We start from the raw sequence: 16,489 nt of genomic DNA on the forward strand, positions 1-16,489 counted from the left end.
ATCAGAACAGATCCAGTTCGCCCGCTTCGACCATCGCGCCGACGTCCTCGGTGACTTCCCTGAAGTCCTCCGGCGACCAGCTCAGGCTGAACACAAAACGTTGATGCAGCTTGACCGAGCGGCCCGAGCGCGGGTCCGTCAGCGAGTACATGAAACACAGTTGCGGATTGCCGGTGCCGAACGAGATGTACTTGTGCTTGTGATTCACCAGCAACGGCACCTGCACCTGACTGCGCAGCCAGGCATCCGCGTCGCCGATATAGCGGTTCTTAAACGAACCCCAGATCAGATTCGTCACTTCACCGAGCACGCCATTCAGATCGCGGAAGTTGGCTTCGCCGTCTTCCGCGCTCTCGCTTGTCCGGTAGCGATCGAGCAGTTCGAGAATCGGCGTCTCTTCCGCCTGCATCATCATGTAACCGCGGCACCACGCGCTCTCGAGCGGAATCAGGCTGAACACCTCGCCGAAGATGATCCGGTCGCGCACGATATAAGGCGTGTCGCACGTGATGCTCAGGTCCTTGAACACGTCGCCGAGAATCGCCTGCGTCATGTCGGCGATGCCGCGCACGAGCGCGTTCGGATAGTCCAGGCTGAAAATGTATTCGTCGATCACCTTGCGCAAGGGCGCCATATCGTGGGCGACGTAGGTCGCGCAGACAACGCGGCGCAAGCCCTCCGGCAGCCCTTCGAGACTGGGATCGGTATCGCGGCGCATGATGATCGGCAATTCCGGGCGCACCGCGTTGATCCTGATCGCGATCTCGGCGCTCGCTTCGGGCGAGCCGCCGTAGCCTTCGGCGAACAGCACCGCGCCCAGATCGATGTTCGAGCGCAGCACCGACTGCAAGCGATTTTTGCCGACTTTCACGCCGACCAGATTGTGCTCGTCGCAGAAGCGCTTCAACGCCTCTTTATGCACGGGGCAATCGTCCAGCACCAGCACCTTGCTGACCGGTTTGTTCATGTTCATTTCGCGTTCCTGCTCACTGCGGATATCGGCGTCATGGTCAACACTCAGAACTCAAAACAACTCCAGTTCACCGCTGGATTCCTCGATCGCACTTGTGTCGGCCACGAAATCGATCGGCGCATGCGCGCACACGCAGACTGTCGCGGCAAGCTGCACGGAACCGTTCAGCGTGATCGAATACGACGACAGCAAACCCGGCTTCAATTCCGGCAGATGCCCCAGGCAACGCGCGCTCAATACGTAAGGCGTCGACATGCCGAGGTCCGGGAAGTAATGCAGCAGTTCCTGGTTCATCGCGCCGCAGCACAGATTGCAGATCTCCAGAAACACTTCCTGGAACGGGCGCTCGTCAGCCTCATTCAGGTAGTACTCACGAGTGCTGTCGTTCTCGTCGAAGCGAAGGATCAGCAGCAGCCCGAACATGATCGACGAGATGGTCAGCACGACCACCTGGGTGTCCTTCGTTGCGCCCATGCCGGCCTCGGCGAGCGGCGCGATCTCGCACGTATCGCCCGAGTCTCGCGGCAGGCGCGTTTGCGCCGCCTTGCGGAAAATGCGTTCGAAGCTGTCCCTCGCGTTGCCCGTAATCACGTCGACACCTGGTGCAGCTTCGAGCGAAACTGGTTGGCGAGCGATTCGACGCTGGAAAGCGACGCCGCGATCATCTTGCCGCCGGCCTGGATGTCCTGGAACGTGGAGGTGGTGGTCAGATCGTTGCGGTGCAGGCTGTCGCGATAGCTTTTCGACAATTCCTCGGACCGCGCGGCCAACGCCCGGACCTCGCTCGCCACCACGGCGAAGCCGCGTCCGGCCGGACCCGCGCGCGCGGCTTCGATCGACGCATTCAGCGACACGATCACCACATGCCGCACGATCGACGACAACTCCTGATTCTTCGCATGCATGTCGTGGTTCTGCGTCATCAGCGAGATCATCTGCTCGTGCCAACGCTCGAATGTCGCGCCGAGGCTCTTCAGACGCGCGGCTTCGTTGGCGATCAGTTGGGCCTGATGTGCCCACTGGTCTTTGTCGTCGGCCGCCGCTTTCAGTGTTGCGCGCAGTTCTTCGACGCTGGCCGATTGCTGTCGCAGTTCCTCGCTCAACTGGGCGGCCAACGCCTCCATTTCCTGCGCGGCCTGCTCGCGTTCGCGGATCGCTGCACCGTGGTCAGCCTGTTCCGCCGAGAGCGCCTTGAGCCGCCCATCGGCTTCGGCCGAGAGCCGCGCCGTCAGCCTCTTACCATGCAACTTGTGCAAGACAAATGCCAACAGCGCGGTCACCGCGCTGCCTGCCATCGCCGCCAATACATACTGTTGAATCACAACCTATCCTTCCGAAGTCCGTCGCGAAACGCGCGTCGATCCGCGTTCGCTCAACGTTCAATCCACCATCGCACCGACCCGCAGTTGGCCGGCGTCGCCACGCGCCTGCTCCCCCAGCGTGTCGACGGCGACGCTATCCGGCAGACAGACGATCGTCTGGAACTGACGGAACGATGCGCCCTTGTGATCGTCGGTGAAGCGCAGTTCGATGCGGCCGTTCTCGCGCTTGAGGAAATCGCGCACAGCGTCCATCCCCACGCCACGGCCCGACACTTCCGTGACCGTTGCCGCGGTCGAGAAACCCGGCCGGAAAATGAATTCCGCGATCGCTTCGTCGCTCAACTGTTCGTCGCTGCCGACCCAGCCGCGCTCCACCGCAATGCCGCGAATCCGCTCGAGCGCGAGGCCCCGGCCGTCGTCGCTGAGCGTGATCTGCAGCGCGCCGCTATCCACACCCACTTCGATATCGATCGTGCCGGCCGGCGTCTTGCCCTGCGCGCTGCGTGCCTCGGCGGTTTCGATACCGTGGTCCATCGAGTTGCGCAGCAGATGCATGAATACGTTGCTCAGCGTGCCGCCCGTCTGGCCGCGCAGACGGTAGCCGTTGTCATCGATGCGCACCGTCGGCGCCGGCTTGCCGAGTTCCTGCGCGAGCGAAGGCAGTGAATCCAGCACGCCGGATAGCGCGTCGCGCACACTTTCGCTGCCGAGCGCGCTCAAGGTCTGGCGCATTGCGTTGCGCATCGACTGCAATTCGTGGAGATCGCCGGCGTTGGTCTTGTCCAGCATGCTCAGGGTCTGCTGAATCTGCTCTTTCTCGACCATCACATAGCGGCCGGCGTGGCCGGCATTGTTCGCGCCGGCTTTGGCCTTGCGGCCGAGGCTCTGCTCGTTGATCCGCGCGTAGCTTTCGATCGCCTCGCGCACGCGAGTCAGCTCCTGCATCAGGAGGTCTTGATCCCATGAGCGATCCGCATCGGGTTGGCGCAGTTCGTGGTAACTCTGCTCGGTTTCGTGAACGACGTTCGTCAGGTGCGCCAGGTTGTAGGTACGCGCGTTGCCCTTGATGGTGTGCATGTTGCGGAACAGTTCGGCGATCGCTGCGTGATCGGCTTCCGAATGCTTGCGGATAATGCGCTCGTTCTCGCTGATGAAGCCAGCGGAGCTTTCGATGAAATGATGGAACTTCTCTTCGCTTACCGCGAGAATCTCGCCGATCATGTCGAGACGGCGGCGCTGTTCGCTGGCTTCCGCGGCGAGCTTGCGCAGTTCGGTGACGTCGCGCACGCACAGCATCAACCGCACGATGATGTCGTTTTCGTCGGTAATCGCCGACCAACTCAGGTCGAGAATCTTCACGCGGCCGTCGGCCATGCGCTTCGAAATTTCGCCCACTAGCAAATGCTGATTGAACGCGAAGTTGATGCAGTCTTCGCCGAGGCACGCGTGCGCCGCCGCATCGATTTGCGAGAGCACGTCCGAGCCGAGATCGGTATCCGAGAACACCAGGTCCATCAGACCACGCCCGGCAATGTCTTTCGTTTCGAAGATGTCTTCCAGGTACGCCGAATACTCCGAGTGGATCACGGCGCCGTCGACCACGGTCAAGATACCTTGCTGCATGTTCTGCAACATCGCCTGAATGTCGGCGGTCTTCTGCTTGAGTTGCGCCGAGCTTTCCTGGATCTTTTCGATCATGCCGTTGAAGGCAACGATCGAATGGCCGATCTCATCCAGCCGGCCCACCGGCACGCGGCGCGTGAAATCCTGGCTCGACGCGATCTCGCTCATCATCGCCTGCATGCGGCTGAGCGGACGGGTGATCTGACGGTAGAGCAGCGTGCCGATGAAGGTCAGCAGAATAATCGCGATACCGGTGACAGCGGCGATCGCCGTCGTCGTGGTGGAAAGCGTGGCGTTCAGCGCGGTGATCGCCTCGTCTTTCTGGCGGTTCTTCTCGACGCGCAACGTTTCGACGATGCCTTCGAGTTCGTCGCGATACTGCGCCACGTTGGCGAACAGATACGCTTGCGCGAGTTCGTTCTTGCCGTCGGCCTTCATTTTCGCCGTCTCGGCAATCGCGGAGAAGTAGTTTTCGAGACTCTCGTTGGCCTGTGAAACGAGACCTTGCTGGGCATGGCTCGCGGCGTCTTTGGCCTGCAGTGCGAGGGCCTGTTGCAACGCGGTCTTTTTCTTCTTCAGTTCGTCTTGAGCCTGGCTGACCATGTTGGCGTCCGGCGCGTAGACGAGGGTCATGGTCGCGAGTTGGACGTCTTTGACTTGCGAGACGAGGTCAGCGGAAGCGAGCGCGCTGGGCACGACGCCTTCGGTCACCTTGCGCACTTCGGCTGCGCTGCCGCGCGTCTGATACACCGCGTAGCCGCCGATCGCGGATAAAGCGACGAACATCAAGATAACCAATAGCGTGATGCGATGACGGATAGTCATGTGAAACCCCCGAGGGTATGGCCTTCGCGTCAGCCCTCGATAGGAGCGGCGCGTTTTTTTGCGAATTTGACTGAAGATTGCAGCGCTGCCGAGTATTGCTCGCACATGTTACTAAGCGATGACTACACGGTTTTTGCGGGCGCTCGGGGGTATAAATATTTTTCTAAAGTTTTTGATTTGAGTGCCGTTAACTGGGGATGCTTTGCGCCCGGCATGTCAGCGGATCGGTGACAGATTTTTCGACGCCTCACGTAGAGTAAGCGGCGACATGATGTCTTTGGAAGCGGAGAGAAAGGCGCGTACCGCTTCAGGCTCATGCCACGCGTAATCCCTCAACGCCCAACCGATTGCCTTACGGATGAAGAAGTCGCTTTCCGCAGCCAACGAACGCGCGTAGCCGAAAAGACGCTCTTCGTCGGTATGCTCGCGCCAGCCGAGCTGGTGAATCATCGCGATGCGCCGGACCCATAGCGACTCGTGCAGGAGCGCCGCATCCATCTCGGCCTGCACACCCGGCGTATGGATTCGCGCCGCTTTCAGAACGTCGCCGACCACACCCGCCAGCGGATCGATCGAATCCCACCAGGCGCTCCGCTGAGCGAGCGCCAGCAAGTGGGCGATGTCGGCCACTGCAAGCATCTTCCATTTGCGCGCCAACAGGTCGGACGCGACATACTGGAATTCGCGTTCCGGCATCGACCATAAGACATTCACGCATGCCAGCAGATGATCGGCATTGTCCACAGGCAAGCGCTTGAATACCGGCAATACCGCTTGTCGCCGCAGCGGTGTCGGCACACCGATAAACTTGAAGTGGTCACGCATATAGGCGCGCATCGCAAGCGCGCGCTCAGCGTCGGCGTGCGGCGCGAGTGCCGCCTTGATTTCCTTGCCAAAAGCGCGGGGCGTCATCGAGGAAAGTGCTCCCTGAATGGAGGTGATTCGAAGGTAGCTGCGTTCGGGGCAGGCCTCCCGAATCTTCTCACCTTTGAGTTCAAAGTGCGCGCACAGGTAGCACTATTCTCACCGCACGCGCTCCCGAATCTTCTCACCTATGGTTTCTGGCTTCCAGCCCGATCGGGTGCTATGTGCTGAATGCTCAACGCTCAATGTTCCAATGCGGGGCAGTAAATGGCCTTAACGAAGACCTCCTGGGAATCCTCACCTTATGACTGGTGCGCGTTCAACACGGAAATTGCTCACCTCCTGGAATCGCTCACCTTTTGCGGGCGATCTCCTGGAACGTCTCACCTTGACGTGCTTTCTTGCTTCCGCGGTGCAGTTCTACTCCTGGGACAGCTCACCTTTGACGGAGTTGGCCACACCTCCTGGAACGTCTCACCTCTCGCCGACGTGAAGGTATGCACGGTGGAACGCCTCACCTTTCGTCGAGGCGCGACGTCTCCTGGAACACCTCACCTTTGTGCAAAGTGACTAAATTTCCTAGCGTTCCTCACCATTCAACACGATGACGCCATCTCCTGGAATTCCTCACCATCCTGGAACCGCTCACCTTTGCGGCTTCACGGAAGACAGCTCCGGTACGCGCGGTGCGAGCGGCGTGCCGCCCCGGAGCTGGCCGGTCTGTTACTGCTGCGCATGCCGCGCTGCGTCCTCGATCACCGCCGCCACCTTCTGGGGCTGCGATTCGTACACTGAGTGGCTGGCACCCGGAATGACCGTGGTATGGCTATGGGCTCGCGCGTAGTACCAGCGTTCGAGGTCGGGATTGATGATCTTGTCGTCGCCGGCGACGATTGCCCAGCTCGGCTTCGTGGTCCAGGCGGCGACCGTCATCGGCGCCGAAAACACCTGGGCCGCAGTCAGGATCTGCGCATGCGATTCGAACTGCGCGGTCTTGAGCGGCAGATCGGCGGCGAAGTCCTGCGGAAATACGGCAGGGTTCAGATACGTATAGCCGTCGCTGGTCTTTTCGATCGCGCCAGGCTGCTTCGAGGTATAGCTCGGCATGCCCTTGCCCAGGTCCGCTTCGTCCTCGCCGACCGCAGGCGCATGCGCCGCCACATATACGAGTCCCGCGACTTTCGCGTCCACGCCCGCCTCGGTGATCACCGAGCCGCCGTAACTGTGGGCGACGAGAATGGTCGGGCCGTCCTGCGTATCGATCACACGGCGGGTGGCGGCGACGTCGTCATTCAGCGAGGTGAGCGGTTCCTGCACGATGCTCACGTGATAGCCGTCTTTCGACAGAATGTCGTACACCGGCCGCCAGCCCGAGCCGTCGACCCAGGCGCCGTGCACCAGCACGATGTTCTTCACCGGGCCGTTGCCGTTAGCAGCGGGAGCGGCGGACGTATCCTGCGCCATCGCGCCGGTCGAAGCAAACAGGCAGGCGCTGAGGGACAGCACGGAAGCGACATGGGGAAGCATTTTCATAGGGACTCCAGTTCGTAATGAGTGGGAATTTCGACGTTGGTCAGCCCTTGCGGCTCGAAACGTTTGGCCGGGCAAGGGCTCCCTGTCATGGGCTCAGCTACGGAAGAACAGATTGCAATAGCTGACCGGGCCGACGCAGGTCGACTCCATGCCGGCGTGGCTGCTGCTGCCGCCACCGGCGGCCGAGGTGCCGCGCATCGGCACGCCGCCGTACGACTGTTGCGCCAGCTGTTTCTGCGCGCTGATCTTCGCTTCGGCTGCCTGAATGTTGGCGGGGTAGTCGATCGCGTCGCCGGCGCCCGGCGTGTAGCCGGCCTGTTCGACACGAACCAGATCGGCGCGCACCTGGGCACGGGTCAGGCCGGTATTCGTCTGGGCGAAGCCGAGAGTCGGGACAGCGAGGATGGCGGCAACAAGAGCGGCGCGGCGAAGAATGGTCGTCATGATTGAAAGATCCTTTGTCAAGAGAGAAAGTTGAGCGGCGTGTGTAGCGCGCTTCCGGTTTCAGTTCACCGGCTGTGTTGTGTTCCGGTGATGCCCATCTTCGTGGCCGGGGCCGCGCGCCGCCACCGGCGTGCGACGGAACGCCGATGGCTGTCGTGAAGCGTCTTCACGACGACGCGAAATGAATCGCGGCACGGATGCGCCCGGTGGCTGGCAGCTGTGGCCGGCCGGCATGAAGACCAGGCAAGAGCGCCGCGTTGCCCAACGCTACGATTTCTCCGGGCCTTCGCATGCGCCGAAGGGGCTTTTCATTTCGCGCCGCAGAGCCTGCATGTCGCGCCGCGTGCCCGCGTTTCGTCGCCTGCCACTTGATGCGGCAGGCGCATGAGGCGCACCATCGCACGAGCAACCTACAATCTTCGCGACCTGTCCCCGGAATCCGTCATGCCACGCTCCGCACTGCCCCTGCCCCCGTCTTTCTGGCGGGCCCTGCAGATTTACATGTTGACGACAGTCGGCTGCGCGCTTCTCTATAGCGTGCTGTACCGCGAGTCGTTCACGCAGGACCTGGTCTATGCGGCGTTCGTCGTGGCGATCACGCAGAGTCTGATCGTCAGCGGGCGCTATTTCATCGCCCAGTTGCTCGCGCAGCGCTCGCCGCAGCGCGAGCCCGGCCACCTGCGCCTCGCGCAGAACTGGCCAGGCTGGCGCTGGATGCTGCCGTGGATGATCGTGAGCGTGGTGATCGGCTACTTTGTCGGCGTTCGAATCGGCGATCTGCTGCTCGGCGTGCGCTATATGCCGATCACGATCGCGCACGACGCCCGTATGGTGACAATGAGTCTCTCGGTCGCGCTGGTGCCGGCCGGATTTCTGACATACGTGTTCTACGCGCGCAACCGCATGGCCGAGATCGAACTGCGCGCGGAAACCGCGCAGCGCACGGCGGCGGAGAGTCAGTTGAAGTTGCTGGAGTCGCAACTCGAACCCCACATGCTCTTCAACACGCTCGCCAATCTGCGCGTGCTGATCGGCCACGATCCACAACGCGCGCAGGGCATGCTCGACCATCTGATCGCGTTTCTGCGCGCCACGCTCGCGGCGTCGCGTGCGGGCTCACAACCGCTGTCGACGGAATTCGCGCGAATTGCCGATTACCTCGCGTTGATGCAAATCCGCATGGGGCCGCGCCTGAAAATACAGCTCGAGTTACCGGACGAACTCGCGAGCTGCGAGGTGCCGCCTTTATTGCTGCAACCGCTGGTGGAAAACGCGATACGTCACGGCCTCGAACCGAAGGTCAGCGGCGGACGCGTCGTGGTGAGCGCGCAGCGCGAAGCCGCGCAACTGGTGTTGACGGTGCGCGACACAGGCGTCGGCCTCGACGCCGAAGCGCAACACGGGGCGCGCTTCGGGCTGCAACAGGTGCGCGAGCGCCTCGCCACGCTGTACGGCGAGGCCGGCACACTCGCGCTGCGACCCGCGCTCAACGACGAAGACGGCACGCTTGCCGTGGTTACGCTGCCCTATTCGAGGAGTCATGCACAATGAAGACGACCGCCCTGATCGCGGAAGACGAAGCCCTGCTCGCCGCCAGTCTGCAAGCCGAACTGTTCGGTTTGTGGCCGGACCTGGAGATCGTCGCGATAGTCGGCGACGGCCAAAGCGCCACGGACGAAGCGCTGCGTCTGCGGCCCGACGTGCTGTTTCTCGACATTCGCATGCCGGGCATGAGCGGACTCGAATGCGCGCAGGCGTTGGCCGAGGAATGGCCGGACGACAGCAAGCCGTTCCCCCTGATCGTGTTCGTCACCGCCTACGATCAATACGCGGTGCAAGCTTTCGAGCGCGCCGCCTTCGACTACGTGCTCAAACCCGTGGAAGCCGCGCGACTCGACCAGACCTGTGGGCGGCTCAAGGCGCGCCTCGCGGAACGTGCGGCGGAACGTGACGCGCCAGGCTCTCTCGGGGTGATGGTCGAACAGATGCGCGAATTGCTGGCAGGGGTGGGGATCGAAAGCGGCCAGGCGGCGGCGGAACGCACGCCGCTGCGCATCATTCAGGCGAGCGCGGGCAACACGATTACGATGGTGCCGATCGACGAAGTGATCTTCTTCGAAGCCGCCGACAAATACGTGCGGGTGGTCACGGCGAACCACGAGCATCTGATCCGCGCGTCGCTGAAAGATCTGCTGCAGCGACTGGACGCGCAGCAGTTCTGGCAGATTCATCGCGGTTCGGTGGTGCGTTGCGATGCGATCGCCGGCGCGCAACGCGACGAAACCGGCAAGCTTACGCTGAGCTTGCGCGGGCATCCGGCGCGTCTGGTGGTCAGCCGGCTATATGCGGACCGGTTTCGCGGCATGTGAGCCGCACTGCCCACCTGGGCGGCTCATTCGCCGTGAATTCAGCGCCGTTTACAACGCGAAAGCGGCCGCAGGGTCGTCTGTCGCGGTCTTTGCCGCCTCGCGTTTCATCGCGCGTATTCAAGCGGCAAGACTTCATGGACATGCAGCTCACCAAATCCGCCGACAACTCCGCCAACGACCTTGGTCGTCACGTGTAGCGAATCAGAACTTCACCTTCACCTGGAACCCGATCGTGAACGGAAGATTGTCCGAGGGAATCGGTGGAATCACAATGAAGTTGGCGCCGACGCGCTTGTATTCCACCATCACGATCGGCGCGACCACCGGTCCGATCGTGTGATCGCGACCCAAGCCCCAGTTGCCGTAGTTATAGCCCGAGATGATCCCGCCTATTGCCGCGATCCGCACGATGCCCCAGTGCGCAAACTCGGGCGCCCAGACGCCACCGCCGTAATACGAGGGCCGTCGCAGCGAGTTGCGAAAGCCGCCGGCGGTCAGCGCCCATTGATTGTTGAGCCAGCATTCGACGCCAAGGCCCGGATTGAACTGCTCGAAATGGGTATTGGGGTCCGGATTGATGTGATACGAACCGAGCATCGCGTCGACCCATACGCCGCCCTCGCACCAGTTGCCCGCATGCGCCGCTGACGCCGCCGCCATGCTGGCAACGAGCGCTACGGCGGTACGCCGAATGTTCTTCCTGATCTGCCGAAAATGCATGGGTTCTCCGCCACCGATCGAGCGCCGGTGTCATCTACGTTCTGGTTATTTCCGCTTGCCGTCCGTCGCGCACTGTACCTCAACCCGCACGGGCGATGTGGAGGACACGCTCAGACACGCGGGCACAGCACGTGCCGCACGGTGCAGATGCAACCATAACGGACAACCGATGGCAGAGCGGTGAACAGCCGGCGGATGTTCACCTTCAATGTTGGAGGAGGGTCTAGAGGCCGAGGTCGGACAGGCCAGGATGGTCGTCGGGACGGCGGCCGAGCGGCCAATGATAGAGACGGTCGGCCTCGCGGATCGGCAGATCATTGATGCTGGCATGACGGCGCGCCATCAGCCCGTGTTCATCGAACTCCCAATTCTCGTTGCCATATGAACGGAACCAGTTATTCGAATCGTCGTGCCATTCGTAGGCAAAGCGCACGGCGATGCGGTTATCCGTGAATGCCCAGAGTTCCTTGATCAGGCGGTAGTCGAGTTCCCTCGCCCATTTGCGGCGCAATAATCCGACGATCTCCGCGCGGCCATGCGTGAATTCGGCGCGATTGCGCCAGACGCTGTCGGGGGTGTACGCGAGCGACACGCGCTCGGGGTCACGCGTATTCCAGCCGTCTTCCGCGGCGCGCACCTTCTGGATCGCGGTTTCGCGTGTGAACGGCGGGAGGGGTGGGCGGGTTTCGATCGGGTTGGCCATGGTGGCTCCTCATTCAGTTGCAGCGCGCCGGGATGGCGCTCGTTTGCGTGGAGACTTAATCGCGGATTGACCCGCGGATTGACCCGCGAGCGGCTTCGGTTCGCAGGCGGACCGGGTATCGAGCAGGGCTTCTGCGGCCGTTCGCGCGTCGAGCGCGGCGTCGGCCTCGCCGCTCACCAGCGCCACGGCGATCGCGCCGTCGAGCAGGATCAGCCATTGGCGCGACAAGCGCGCGGCGCCGCGAGCGTCCATACCCGATTCGGCGGCGTATTCGTCGCACTGGCTTCGCACGAAGGCGAGCAGGCGTTCCTTGTGTTTGCGCGCGACGATCCGGATCGGGTCGTCCGCGGAGGCAATTTCACCGGCGGCGTTCAGAAACGCGCAGCCATGAAAATCCTCCGACGCAAACCATTCGCGCAGCACGTCGAACATGCCGAGCAGGTGTTTGCGTGCGGTCTTGCCATGTTTCAGCGTGCCCGCGATAAACCAGTTCATCCAGCGCTCATCGCGCCGCTCCAGTGCGGCGACGACCAGTGCATCTTTCGATTCGAAATGCGTGTAGAAACTTTTGCGCGCAGTGCCGGACTGTTTGACGATCGCATCGACGCCCGTAGCGTGGATGCCGCCGGCGTAAATCAACGCCTCCGCCGTGTCGAGCAGCCTTTCGCGCGCGCTTCCCGGCGCAGCCGATTCAGTTGGGTTTTGAGTAGCCATGTGCGAAGGGTAGAACGATCATTCTCCTTCGTCAAGTTTTTGTGCGCTTTGGCGGATTGGGTACGCTTGCTGCTATCGTATTGACGATCGATCCACTGGAACGAATCTCATGAATCGCTCTACCCTTCGCGCGATGTTTTTACCCGCACTGCTCAGCACCACGCTGCTGACGGCAGTGGCCTGCACGCCTGTGCGCGTGCTCACCCACACGGTAAGCCAGAACGAGACGCGCGTGCCTCCCGGACATTACGAGCTGGACCCGGATCACACCAGCATTACCTTCGACATCGACCACTTCAAATATTCGCGCTTTACCATGCGCTTCGACCGTAAGCAGGGCCAACTCGACTGGAACGAAGGCGGCCTGGACCGGAGTAGCGCGACAATCACGATCGACGCCGCGAGCATCGACACGAACGTGCCGCTCCTCGACAAGATGGTGAAAAGCGCGAGCATGCTCGACGTGTCGCGTTATCCGGAGGTACGCTTCACCAGCACGCGCTTTGAGCGCACCGGCGAATCACGCGGCACGTTGACTGGCGATCTGACGATTCACGGCGTCACGCAACCGGTGACGCTCGACGTGACCTTCAACGGTTTCGCGCCCGATCCACTGACGAAAAAGGACACGCTCGGATTTTCCGCGGACGGCAATTTCAGCCGCGCGAAGTTCGGTCTGGCGACGTGGTACCCGGCTGTGGGCGACGATATTCATGTGCGCGTTCAGGCCGAGTTCGTAAAAACGCCCGCAGGCGCTTGAGCGCGGTGCGGGCGTTTCGTTTTCGCTTTCGTTGGCGTGGGTTCGCTTCGCTGGCTGCTATCGAGCGCGCCGTTTTTTATCTCACGCGGCCGTCCAGTCGAGAATCACCTTGCCGCTCTCACCTGAGAGCATCGTGGCAAATGCTTCCTGATAATCGTCGACCTTGAAGTGGTGCGTGAGGATCGGCGACAGGTCCAAACCGCTTTGCAGCATCGCGACCATCTTGTACCAGGTCTCGAACATCTCGCGCCCATAAATGCCCTTGATTTCGAGGCCCTTGAAAATAACCTGGGTCCAGTCGATCGCGGTCTGCGCGGGCGGAATGCCGAGCAGCGCGATCTTGCCGCCATGGTTCATCGCTTCGAGCATGCTGGTGAACGCGCTCGGCACACCGGACATTTCCAGCCCCACGTCGAAGCCTTCGGCCATGTGCAGGTCCGCCATCACGTCGCGCAACGATTCGCGCGAGACGTTCACCGCACGCGTCGCGCCCATCTTGCGCGCGAGTTCGAGCCGATAGTCGTTGACGTCGGTAATCACCACATTGCGTGCGCCGACGTGTTTCGCAATCGCCACCGCCATGATGCCGATCGGCCCGGCGCCGGTGATCAGCACGTCTTCACCCACGAGGTTGAACGACAGCGCCGTGTGCGTGGCATTGCCGAACGGATCGAAGATCGCGGCGAGATCGTCGGAGATTTCAGGCGGAATCTTGAATGCGTTGAACGCGGGAATCACGAGGTATTCGGCGAACGCGCCTTCACGATTCACGCCGACGCCTACCGTATTGCGGCATAGATGGCGGCGTCCTGCACGGCAGTTGCGGCAGAAGCCGCAAGTGATATGCCCTTCGCCCGACACGCGATCGCCGATCGCAAAGCCGCGCACTTCCTGACCCATTTCGACGATTTCGCCGACGTATTCGTGGCCGACATGCATCGGCACCGGAATCGTCTTTTGCGCCCAGTCGTCCCATTTCCAGATGTGAATGTCCGTGCCGCAGATCGCGGTGCGCGTGATGCGAATCATCACATCGTTGTGACCGACTTCGGGCTTCTTCACATCCGTCAGCGTGAGGCCCGGTGCGCGTTCGAGTTTTGCCAATGCCTTCATGTGCGCCTCCGCTTCAGATGACGCCGAGTTGACGGCCGACACGCGCGAACGCGTCGACGGCTCGATCGATTTGCTCCGGCGTGTGCGCGGCGCTCATTTGCGTGCGGATTCGCGCACGACCCTTGGGTACGACGGGGAACGAGAAGCCGATCACGTACACCCCTTCCTTCAGCAACGCATCAGCCATGTTCGATGCAAGTTGCGCGTCGCCCAACATGACCGGGATGATCGGGTGTTCACCGGGCACGAGCGTGAAGCCGAGCGCGCTCATCGCGTGGCGGAAACGCGCGCCGTTTTCACGCACGCGCGCACGCAGTTGCGCGCCTTCTTCGCTGGCGAGCAATTCGAGTACTTTCAGCGATGCGGCGGCAATGCTCGGCGTTAGCGTGTTCGAGAACAGGTAAGGGCGCGAGCGCTGACGAAGCAGATCGACAATCTCCTGACGCGCGGCGACGTAGCCACCCGATGCGCCACCCAGTGCTTTGCCAAGCGTGCCGGTAATGATGTCGACGCGCGAAAGCACTCCGCAATGTTCCGGCGTGCCGCGCCCATGTTCGCCGACGAAACCAACCGCGTGGGAATCGTCGACCATGACCAGGGCGCCATAGCGGTCGGCCAGATCGCAGATGCCGCCGAGGTCGGCGATGATGCCGTCCATCGAGAACACGCCGTCGGTAGCGATCAGCTTGAAGCGCGCGCCGGCCGCATCGGCTTCTTTGAGCCTGGCTTCGAGATCGGCGAGGTCGTTGTTCTTGTAGCGAAAGCGCTTCGCCTTCGAGAGACGCACACCGTCGATGATGCTCGCGTGATTCAGTTCGTCGCTGATGATGGCGTCGTTTTCGTCGAGCAGCGTTTCGAACAGACCGCCGTTCGCGTCGAAACAACTGGAGTAGAGGATGCAGTCGTCGGTTTGCAGGAAGGCGGCCAGCGCTTTTTCGAGGTCTTTGTGCACGGTTTGCGTGCCGCAAATGAAACGCACCGACGCCATGCCAAAGCCGTCGTGATCGAGGCCAAGCTTGGCGGCCTCGATCAGCCGCGCATCGTTGGCCAGACCGAGATAGTTGTTCGCGCAGAAATTCAGCACGTCCGTGCCGTTCGCGAGACGCACGTCGGCCGATTGCGGGCTGGCAATCACGCGCTCGTTCTTGTAAAAACCGTCAGCGCGGATCTGCTCGAGCGTGCCGCGCAGATGGGCGAAGTAAAGGTCACGCATGAACCAGACTCCTGAAAGGGTGGTGCGCTCCGACACGTCAGGCATCTGCTGGTATCTGCGGCATGTTCGACGTCGAGGCGGGCTGTTATAGTCGGCTGTCAGTTTTATCGGATATTTTCGTTTTTCCGAACTAAAATCCGGTATGTCGAACAACTCTAAACGATAGGTCAGTAAATGGCAAGTTCGGGAAACCGCCGTGCAGCAGCCAACACGGCCCCTCCTTCGAGCGCGGGCGCGGTCCCGGCGATCGCAGCGCCGCCTCGTGTCGGCGAACAGATTCAGCGTCTGCGCGCCGAACGGCGCATGACGCTCGACGACCTGTCGCGCGCGGCCGGCGTGTCGAAATCGATGCTCTCGGAAATCGAACGCGACAAGGCCAATCCGACGATTGCGGTCGCGTGGCGTCTGACGAATGCGCTCGGTGTCAGTCTCGATTCGCTGTTCGCGCCGCAAAAGGCGCCGGAGGCGATCGCGGTCTCCGGTCCGCACGACATCCCGACTTTGAGTGGGCACGAAGCCAAGTATCAGTTGCGTGTCTGGGGACCGATCGAGTTGGCCGGCAAGTTCGAGTGGTACGAACTGACGCTGCAGCCGGGCGGGGCGCTGGTGTCGAACGCGCACGAACCCGGCACGCGTGAGCATCTGACGGTGCTGCAGGGATCCATCGACATTGAAGCGGCGAGCACGACGAAACGGCTCAAGGCCGCGGATACCGCGCGCTATGTCGCCGACGAACCCCATGCGATCCGCAACGCCGGGAAAGGCGAGGCGAAAGCATTGCTGGTGGTGATTCACGGCTGACCGACAGGCGCACCGTAGCGGGCTTTTGGCGGAATTATCCGTTCGGCTGAGGTTGCACGAGACACTGTATATTTGTACAGTACAGGGTATCGACTGGAGCCGATAATGAACGACCTGACGACCGACCAAGCCGAGCATGCTCTGGCCGCGCTGCGCTATCAAACCGCGGCGCGCGATCTTGAACACATCGTGCGCAACATCGCTGCGCGCTATATCGTCCAGCAGGTGCCGCTCTCGTGGCGCCTGCTCCATGCAATCGAAGCTGAAGCCCTGGCGGACCTCGGGTTTGCCAGCCGGCACGACGCCATCATGCTCGGCCTGTTCCAGCGGCCCTCCGAGTTGCCCTACCCGGAAACAGACGAAGCGGTGGACTTCGGCACCTCCACCGCATTGCCGGCGGTATTTGCGTTCGCCGTCTCGGCCTATGAAGAGGCAGCACGCCGCGCCGTGCAACCTGAGTCTAAAGACGCTCCGCTAAAACACGCGCGGGCGTGGGGCGACTGACTTTAAAC

The 16,489-nt window shown here is 61.9% G+C and carries 17 protein-coding genes; 5 read left to right on the forward strand and 12 right to left on the reverse strand.

The annotated features are described in order from the left end of the window. Position 1: 1 nt before the first annotated feature. The 7 genes from AC57B6_RS23620 to AC57B6_RS23650 form a co-directional block, all read right to left on the reverse strand. Positions 2 to 973 (reverse strand): chemotaxis protein CheX, encoded by a 972-nt coding sequence (locus tag AC57B6_RS23620; protein WP_028196000.1) that lies wholly within the window; start codon positions 971 to 973, stop codon positions 2 to 4. Positions 974 to 1,024: 51 nt separating this feature from the next. Further along, positions 1,025 to 1,564 (reverse strand): hypothetical protein, encoded by a 540-nt coding sequence (locus AC57B6_RS23625; protein ID WP_496422210.1) that lies wholly within the window; start codon positions 1,562 to 1,564, stop codon positions 1,025 to 1,027. Further along, positions 1,561 to 2,295 (reverse strand): methyl-accepting chemotaxis protein, encoded by a 735-nt coding sequence (locus AC57B6_RS23630; protein ID WP_144194978.1) that lies wholly within the window; start codon positions 2,293 to 2,295, stop codon positions 1,561 to 1,563. Before AC57B6_RS23630 ends, AC57B6_RS23625 begins: the two co-directional genes overlap by 4 nt. A 57-nt stretch (positions 2,296 to 2,352) precedes the next feature. Then, the gene (locus tag AC57B6_RS23635; RefSeq protein ID WP_106352283.1) at positions 2,353 to 4,743 is read right to left on the reverse strand and encodes an ATP-binding protein; all 2,391 of its coding nucleotides are present in this window, start codon (positions 4,741 to 4,743) and stop codon (positions 2,353 to 2,355) included. Positions 4,744 to 4,959: 216 nt separating this feature from the next. Next, on the reverse strand, positions 4,960 to 5,655 hold the full coding sequence (locus tag AC57B6_RS23640) for a DNA alkylation repair protein (RefSeq protein WP_046572072.1): 696 nt from the start codon (positions 5,653 to 5,655) through the stop codon (positions 4,960 to 4,962). 675 nt (positions 5,656 to 6,330) lie between these two features. Further along, entirely contained in the window at positions 6,331 to 7,140 is an 810-nt protein-coding gene (locus AC57B6_RS23645) for an alpha/beta fold hydrolase (protein ID WP_106352285.1), read from the reverse strand. A gap of 93 nt (positions 7,141 to 7,233) precedes the next feature. Then, positions 7,234 to 7,584: a DUF4148 domain-containing protein gene (locus AC57B6_RS23650; RefSeq protein WP_496422211.1), complete on the reverse strand. Its 351-nt coding sequence runs from the start codon at positions 7,582 to 7,584 to the stop codon at positions 7,234 to 7,236. Positions 7,585 to 8,085: 501 nt separating this feature from the next. Here AC57B6_RS23650 and AC57B6_RS23655 point away from each other — a divergent pair. Both AC57B6_RS23655 and AC57B6_RS23660 read left to right on the forward strand, forming a co-directional pair. Further along, the gene (locus AC57B6_RS23655; RefSeq protein ID WP_081833022.1) at positions 8,086 to 9,135 is read left to right on the forward strand and encodes a sensor histidine kinase; all 1,050 of its coding nucleotides are present in this window, start codon (positions 8,086 to 8,088) and stop codon (positions 9,133 to 9,135) included. Continuing rightward, a complete protein-coding gene (locus AC57B6_RS23660) occupies positions 9,132 to 9,953 on the forward strand; it encodes a LytR/AlgR family response regulator transcription factor (protein WP_496422212.1) in 822 nt (273 codons plus the stop codon). Before AC57B6_RS23655 ends, AC57B6_RS23660 begins: the two co-directional genes overlap by 4 nt. A 201-nt stretch (positions 9,954 to 10,154) precedes the next feature. Here the strand turns inward: AC57B6_RS23660 and AC57B6_RS23665 are convergent, their stop codons facing one another. From AC57B6_RS23665 to AC57B6_RS23675, 3 genes are all read right to left on the reverse strand, one after another. Beyond that, positions 10,155 to 10,673 carry a hypothetical protein gene (locus tag AC57B6_RS23665; RefSeq protein ID WP_030102308.1) on the reverse strand — a complete coding sequence of 173 codons (519 nt, stop codon included), beginning with the start codon at positions 10,671 to 10,673 and terminating at the stop codon, positions 10,155 to 10,157. Between the two features lie 223 nt (positions 10,674 to 10,896). Continuing rightward, complete coding sequence (locus AC57B6_RS23670; RefSeq protein ID WP_025496743.1) at positions 10,897 to 11,376, reverse strand: nuclear transport factor 2 family protein; 480 nt, start codon at positions 11,374 to 11,376, stop codon at positions 10,897 to 10,899. Between the two features lie 9 nt (positions 11,377 to 11,385). Continuing rightward, positions 11,386 to 12,090 carry a TetR/AcrR family transcriptional regulator gene (locus AC57B6_RS23675; RefSeq protein ID WP_496422213.1) on the reverse strand — a complete coding sequence of 235 codons (705 nt, stop codon included), beginning with the start codon at positions 12,088 to 12,090 and terminating at the stop codon, positions 11,386 to 11,388. Between the two features lie 109 nt (positions 12,091 to 12,199). Here AC57B6_RS23675 and AC57B6_RS23680 point away from each other — a divergent pair, with 109 nt between their 5' ends. Then, on the forward strand, positions 12,200 to 12,850 hold the full coding sequence (locus AC57B6_RS23680; RefSeq protein WP_028195989.1) for a YceI family protein: 651 nt from the start codon (positions 12,200 to 12,202) through the stop codon (positions 12,848 to 12,850). Between the two features lie 81 nt (positions 12,851 to 12,931). On the opposite strand, the gene tdh is transcribed toward AC57B6_RS23680, so the two are convergent. Both tdh and AC57B6_RS23690 read right to left on the reverse strand, forming a co-directional pair. Continuing rightward, positions 12,932 to 13,963 (reverse strand): L-threonine 3-dehydrogenase, encoded by a 1,032-nt coding sequence (tdh, locus tag AC57B6_RS23685; protein WP_028195988.1) that lies wholly within the window; start codon positions 13,961 to 13,963, stop codon positions 12,932 to 12,934. 13 nt (positions 13,964 to 13,976) lie between these two features. Next, positions 13,977 to 15,176 carry a glycine C-acetyltransferase gene (locus AC57B6_RS23690; RefSeq protein WP_496422214.1) on the reverse strand — a complete coding sequence of 400 codons (1,200 nt, stop codon included), beginning with the start codon at positions 15,174 to 15,176 and terminating at the stop codon, positions 13,977 to 13,979. Positions 15,177 to 15,350: 174 nt separating this feature from the next. Between AC57B6_RS23690 and AC57B6_RS23695 the strand changes: the two genes are divergently transcribed. Then, positions 15,351 to 15,977 carry a helix-turn-helix domain-containing protein gene (locus AC57B6_RS23695; RefSeq protein WP_025496522.1) on the forward strand — a complete coding sequence of 209 codons (627 nt, stop codon included), beginning with the start codon at positions 15,351 to 15,353 and terminating at the stop codon, positions 15,975 to 15,977. A gap of 105 nt (positions 15,978 to 16,082) precedes the next feature. Continuing rightward, positions 16,083 to 16,481: a DUF2471 family protein gene (locus AC57B6_RS23700; protein WP_025496523.1), complete on the forward strand. Its 399-nt coding sequence runs from the start codon at positions 16,083 to 16,085 to the stop codon at positions 16,479 to 16,481. Positions 16,482 to 16,489: the final 8 nt, after the last annotated feature.

Source organism: Paraburkholderia sp. BGA-UO-ETr-F12, from assembly GCF_059567945.1.

Bases quoted from the DNA above. Each gene is read 5' to 3' on its own strand.
- AC57B6_RS23665 (WP_030102308.1), bottom strand. From the start codon at position 10,673: ATGCATTTTCGGCAGATCAGGAAGAACATTCGGCGTACCGCCGTAGCG.
- AC57B6_RS23635 (WP_106352283.1), bottom strand. From the start codon at position 4,743: ATGACTATCCGTCATCGCATCACGCTATTGGTTATCTTGATGTTCGTC.
- AC57B6_RS23640 (WP_046572072.1), bottom strand. From the start codon at position 5,655: ATGACGCCCCGCGCTTTTGGCAAGGAAATCAAGGCGGCACTCGCGCCG.
- AC57B6_RS23650 (WP_496422211.1), bottom strand. From the start codon at position 7,584: ATGACGACCATTCTTCGCCGCGCCGCTCTTGTTGCCGCCATCCTCGCT.
- AC57B6_RS23700 (WP_025496523.1), top strand. From the start codon at position 16,083: ATGAACGACCTGACGACCGACCAAGCCGAGCATGCTCTGGCCGCGCTG.
- AC57B6_RS23645 (WP_106352285.1), bottom strand. From the start codon at position 7,140: ATGAAAATGCTTCCCCATGTCGCTTCCGTGCTGTCCCTCAGCGCCTGC.
- AC57B6_RS23670 (WP_025496743.1), bottom strand. From the start codon at position 11,376: ATGGCCAACCCGATCGAAACCCGCCCACCCCTCCCGCCGTTCACACGC.
- AC57B6_RS23695 (WP_025496522.1), top strand. From the start codon at position 15,351: ATGGCAAGTTCGGGAAACCGCCGTGCAGCAGCCAACACGGCCCCTCCT.
- AC57B6_RS23680 (WP_028195989.1), top strand. From the start codon at position 12,200: ATGAATCGCTCTACCCTTCGCGCGATGTTTTTACCCGCACTGCTCAGC.
- tdh (WP_028195988.1), bottom strand. From the start codon at position 13,963: ATGAAGGCATTGGCAAAACTCGAACGCGCACCGGGCCTCACGCTGACG.
- AC57B6_RS23620 (WP_028196000.1), bottom strand. From the start codon at position 973: ATGAACATGAACAAACCGGTCAGCAAGGTGCTGGTGCTGGACGATTGC.
- AC57B6_RS23660 (WP_496422212.1), top strand. From the start codon at position 9,132: ATGAAGACGACCGCCCTGATCGCGGAAGACGAAGCCCTGCTCGCCGCC.
- AC57B6_RS23690 (WP_496422214.1), bottom strand. From the start codon at position 15,176: ATGCGTGACCTTTACTTCGCCCATCTGCGCGGCACGCTCGAGCAGATC.
- AC57B6_RS23655 (WP_081833022.1), top strand. From the start codon at position 8,086: ATGTTGACGACAGTCGGCTGCGCGCTTCTCTATAGCGTGCTGTACCGC.
- AC57B6_RS23675 (WP_496422213.1), bottom strand. From the start codon at position 12,090: ATGGCTACTCAAAACCCAACTGAATCGGCTGCGCCGGGAAGCGCGCGC.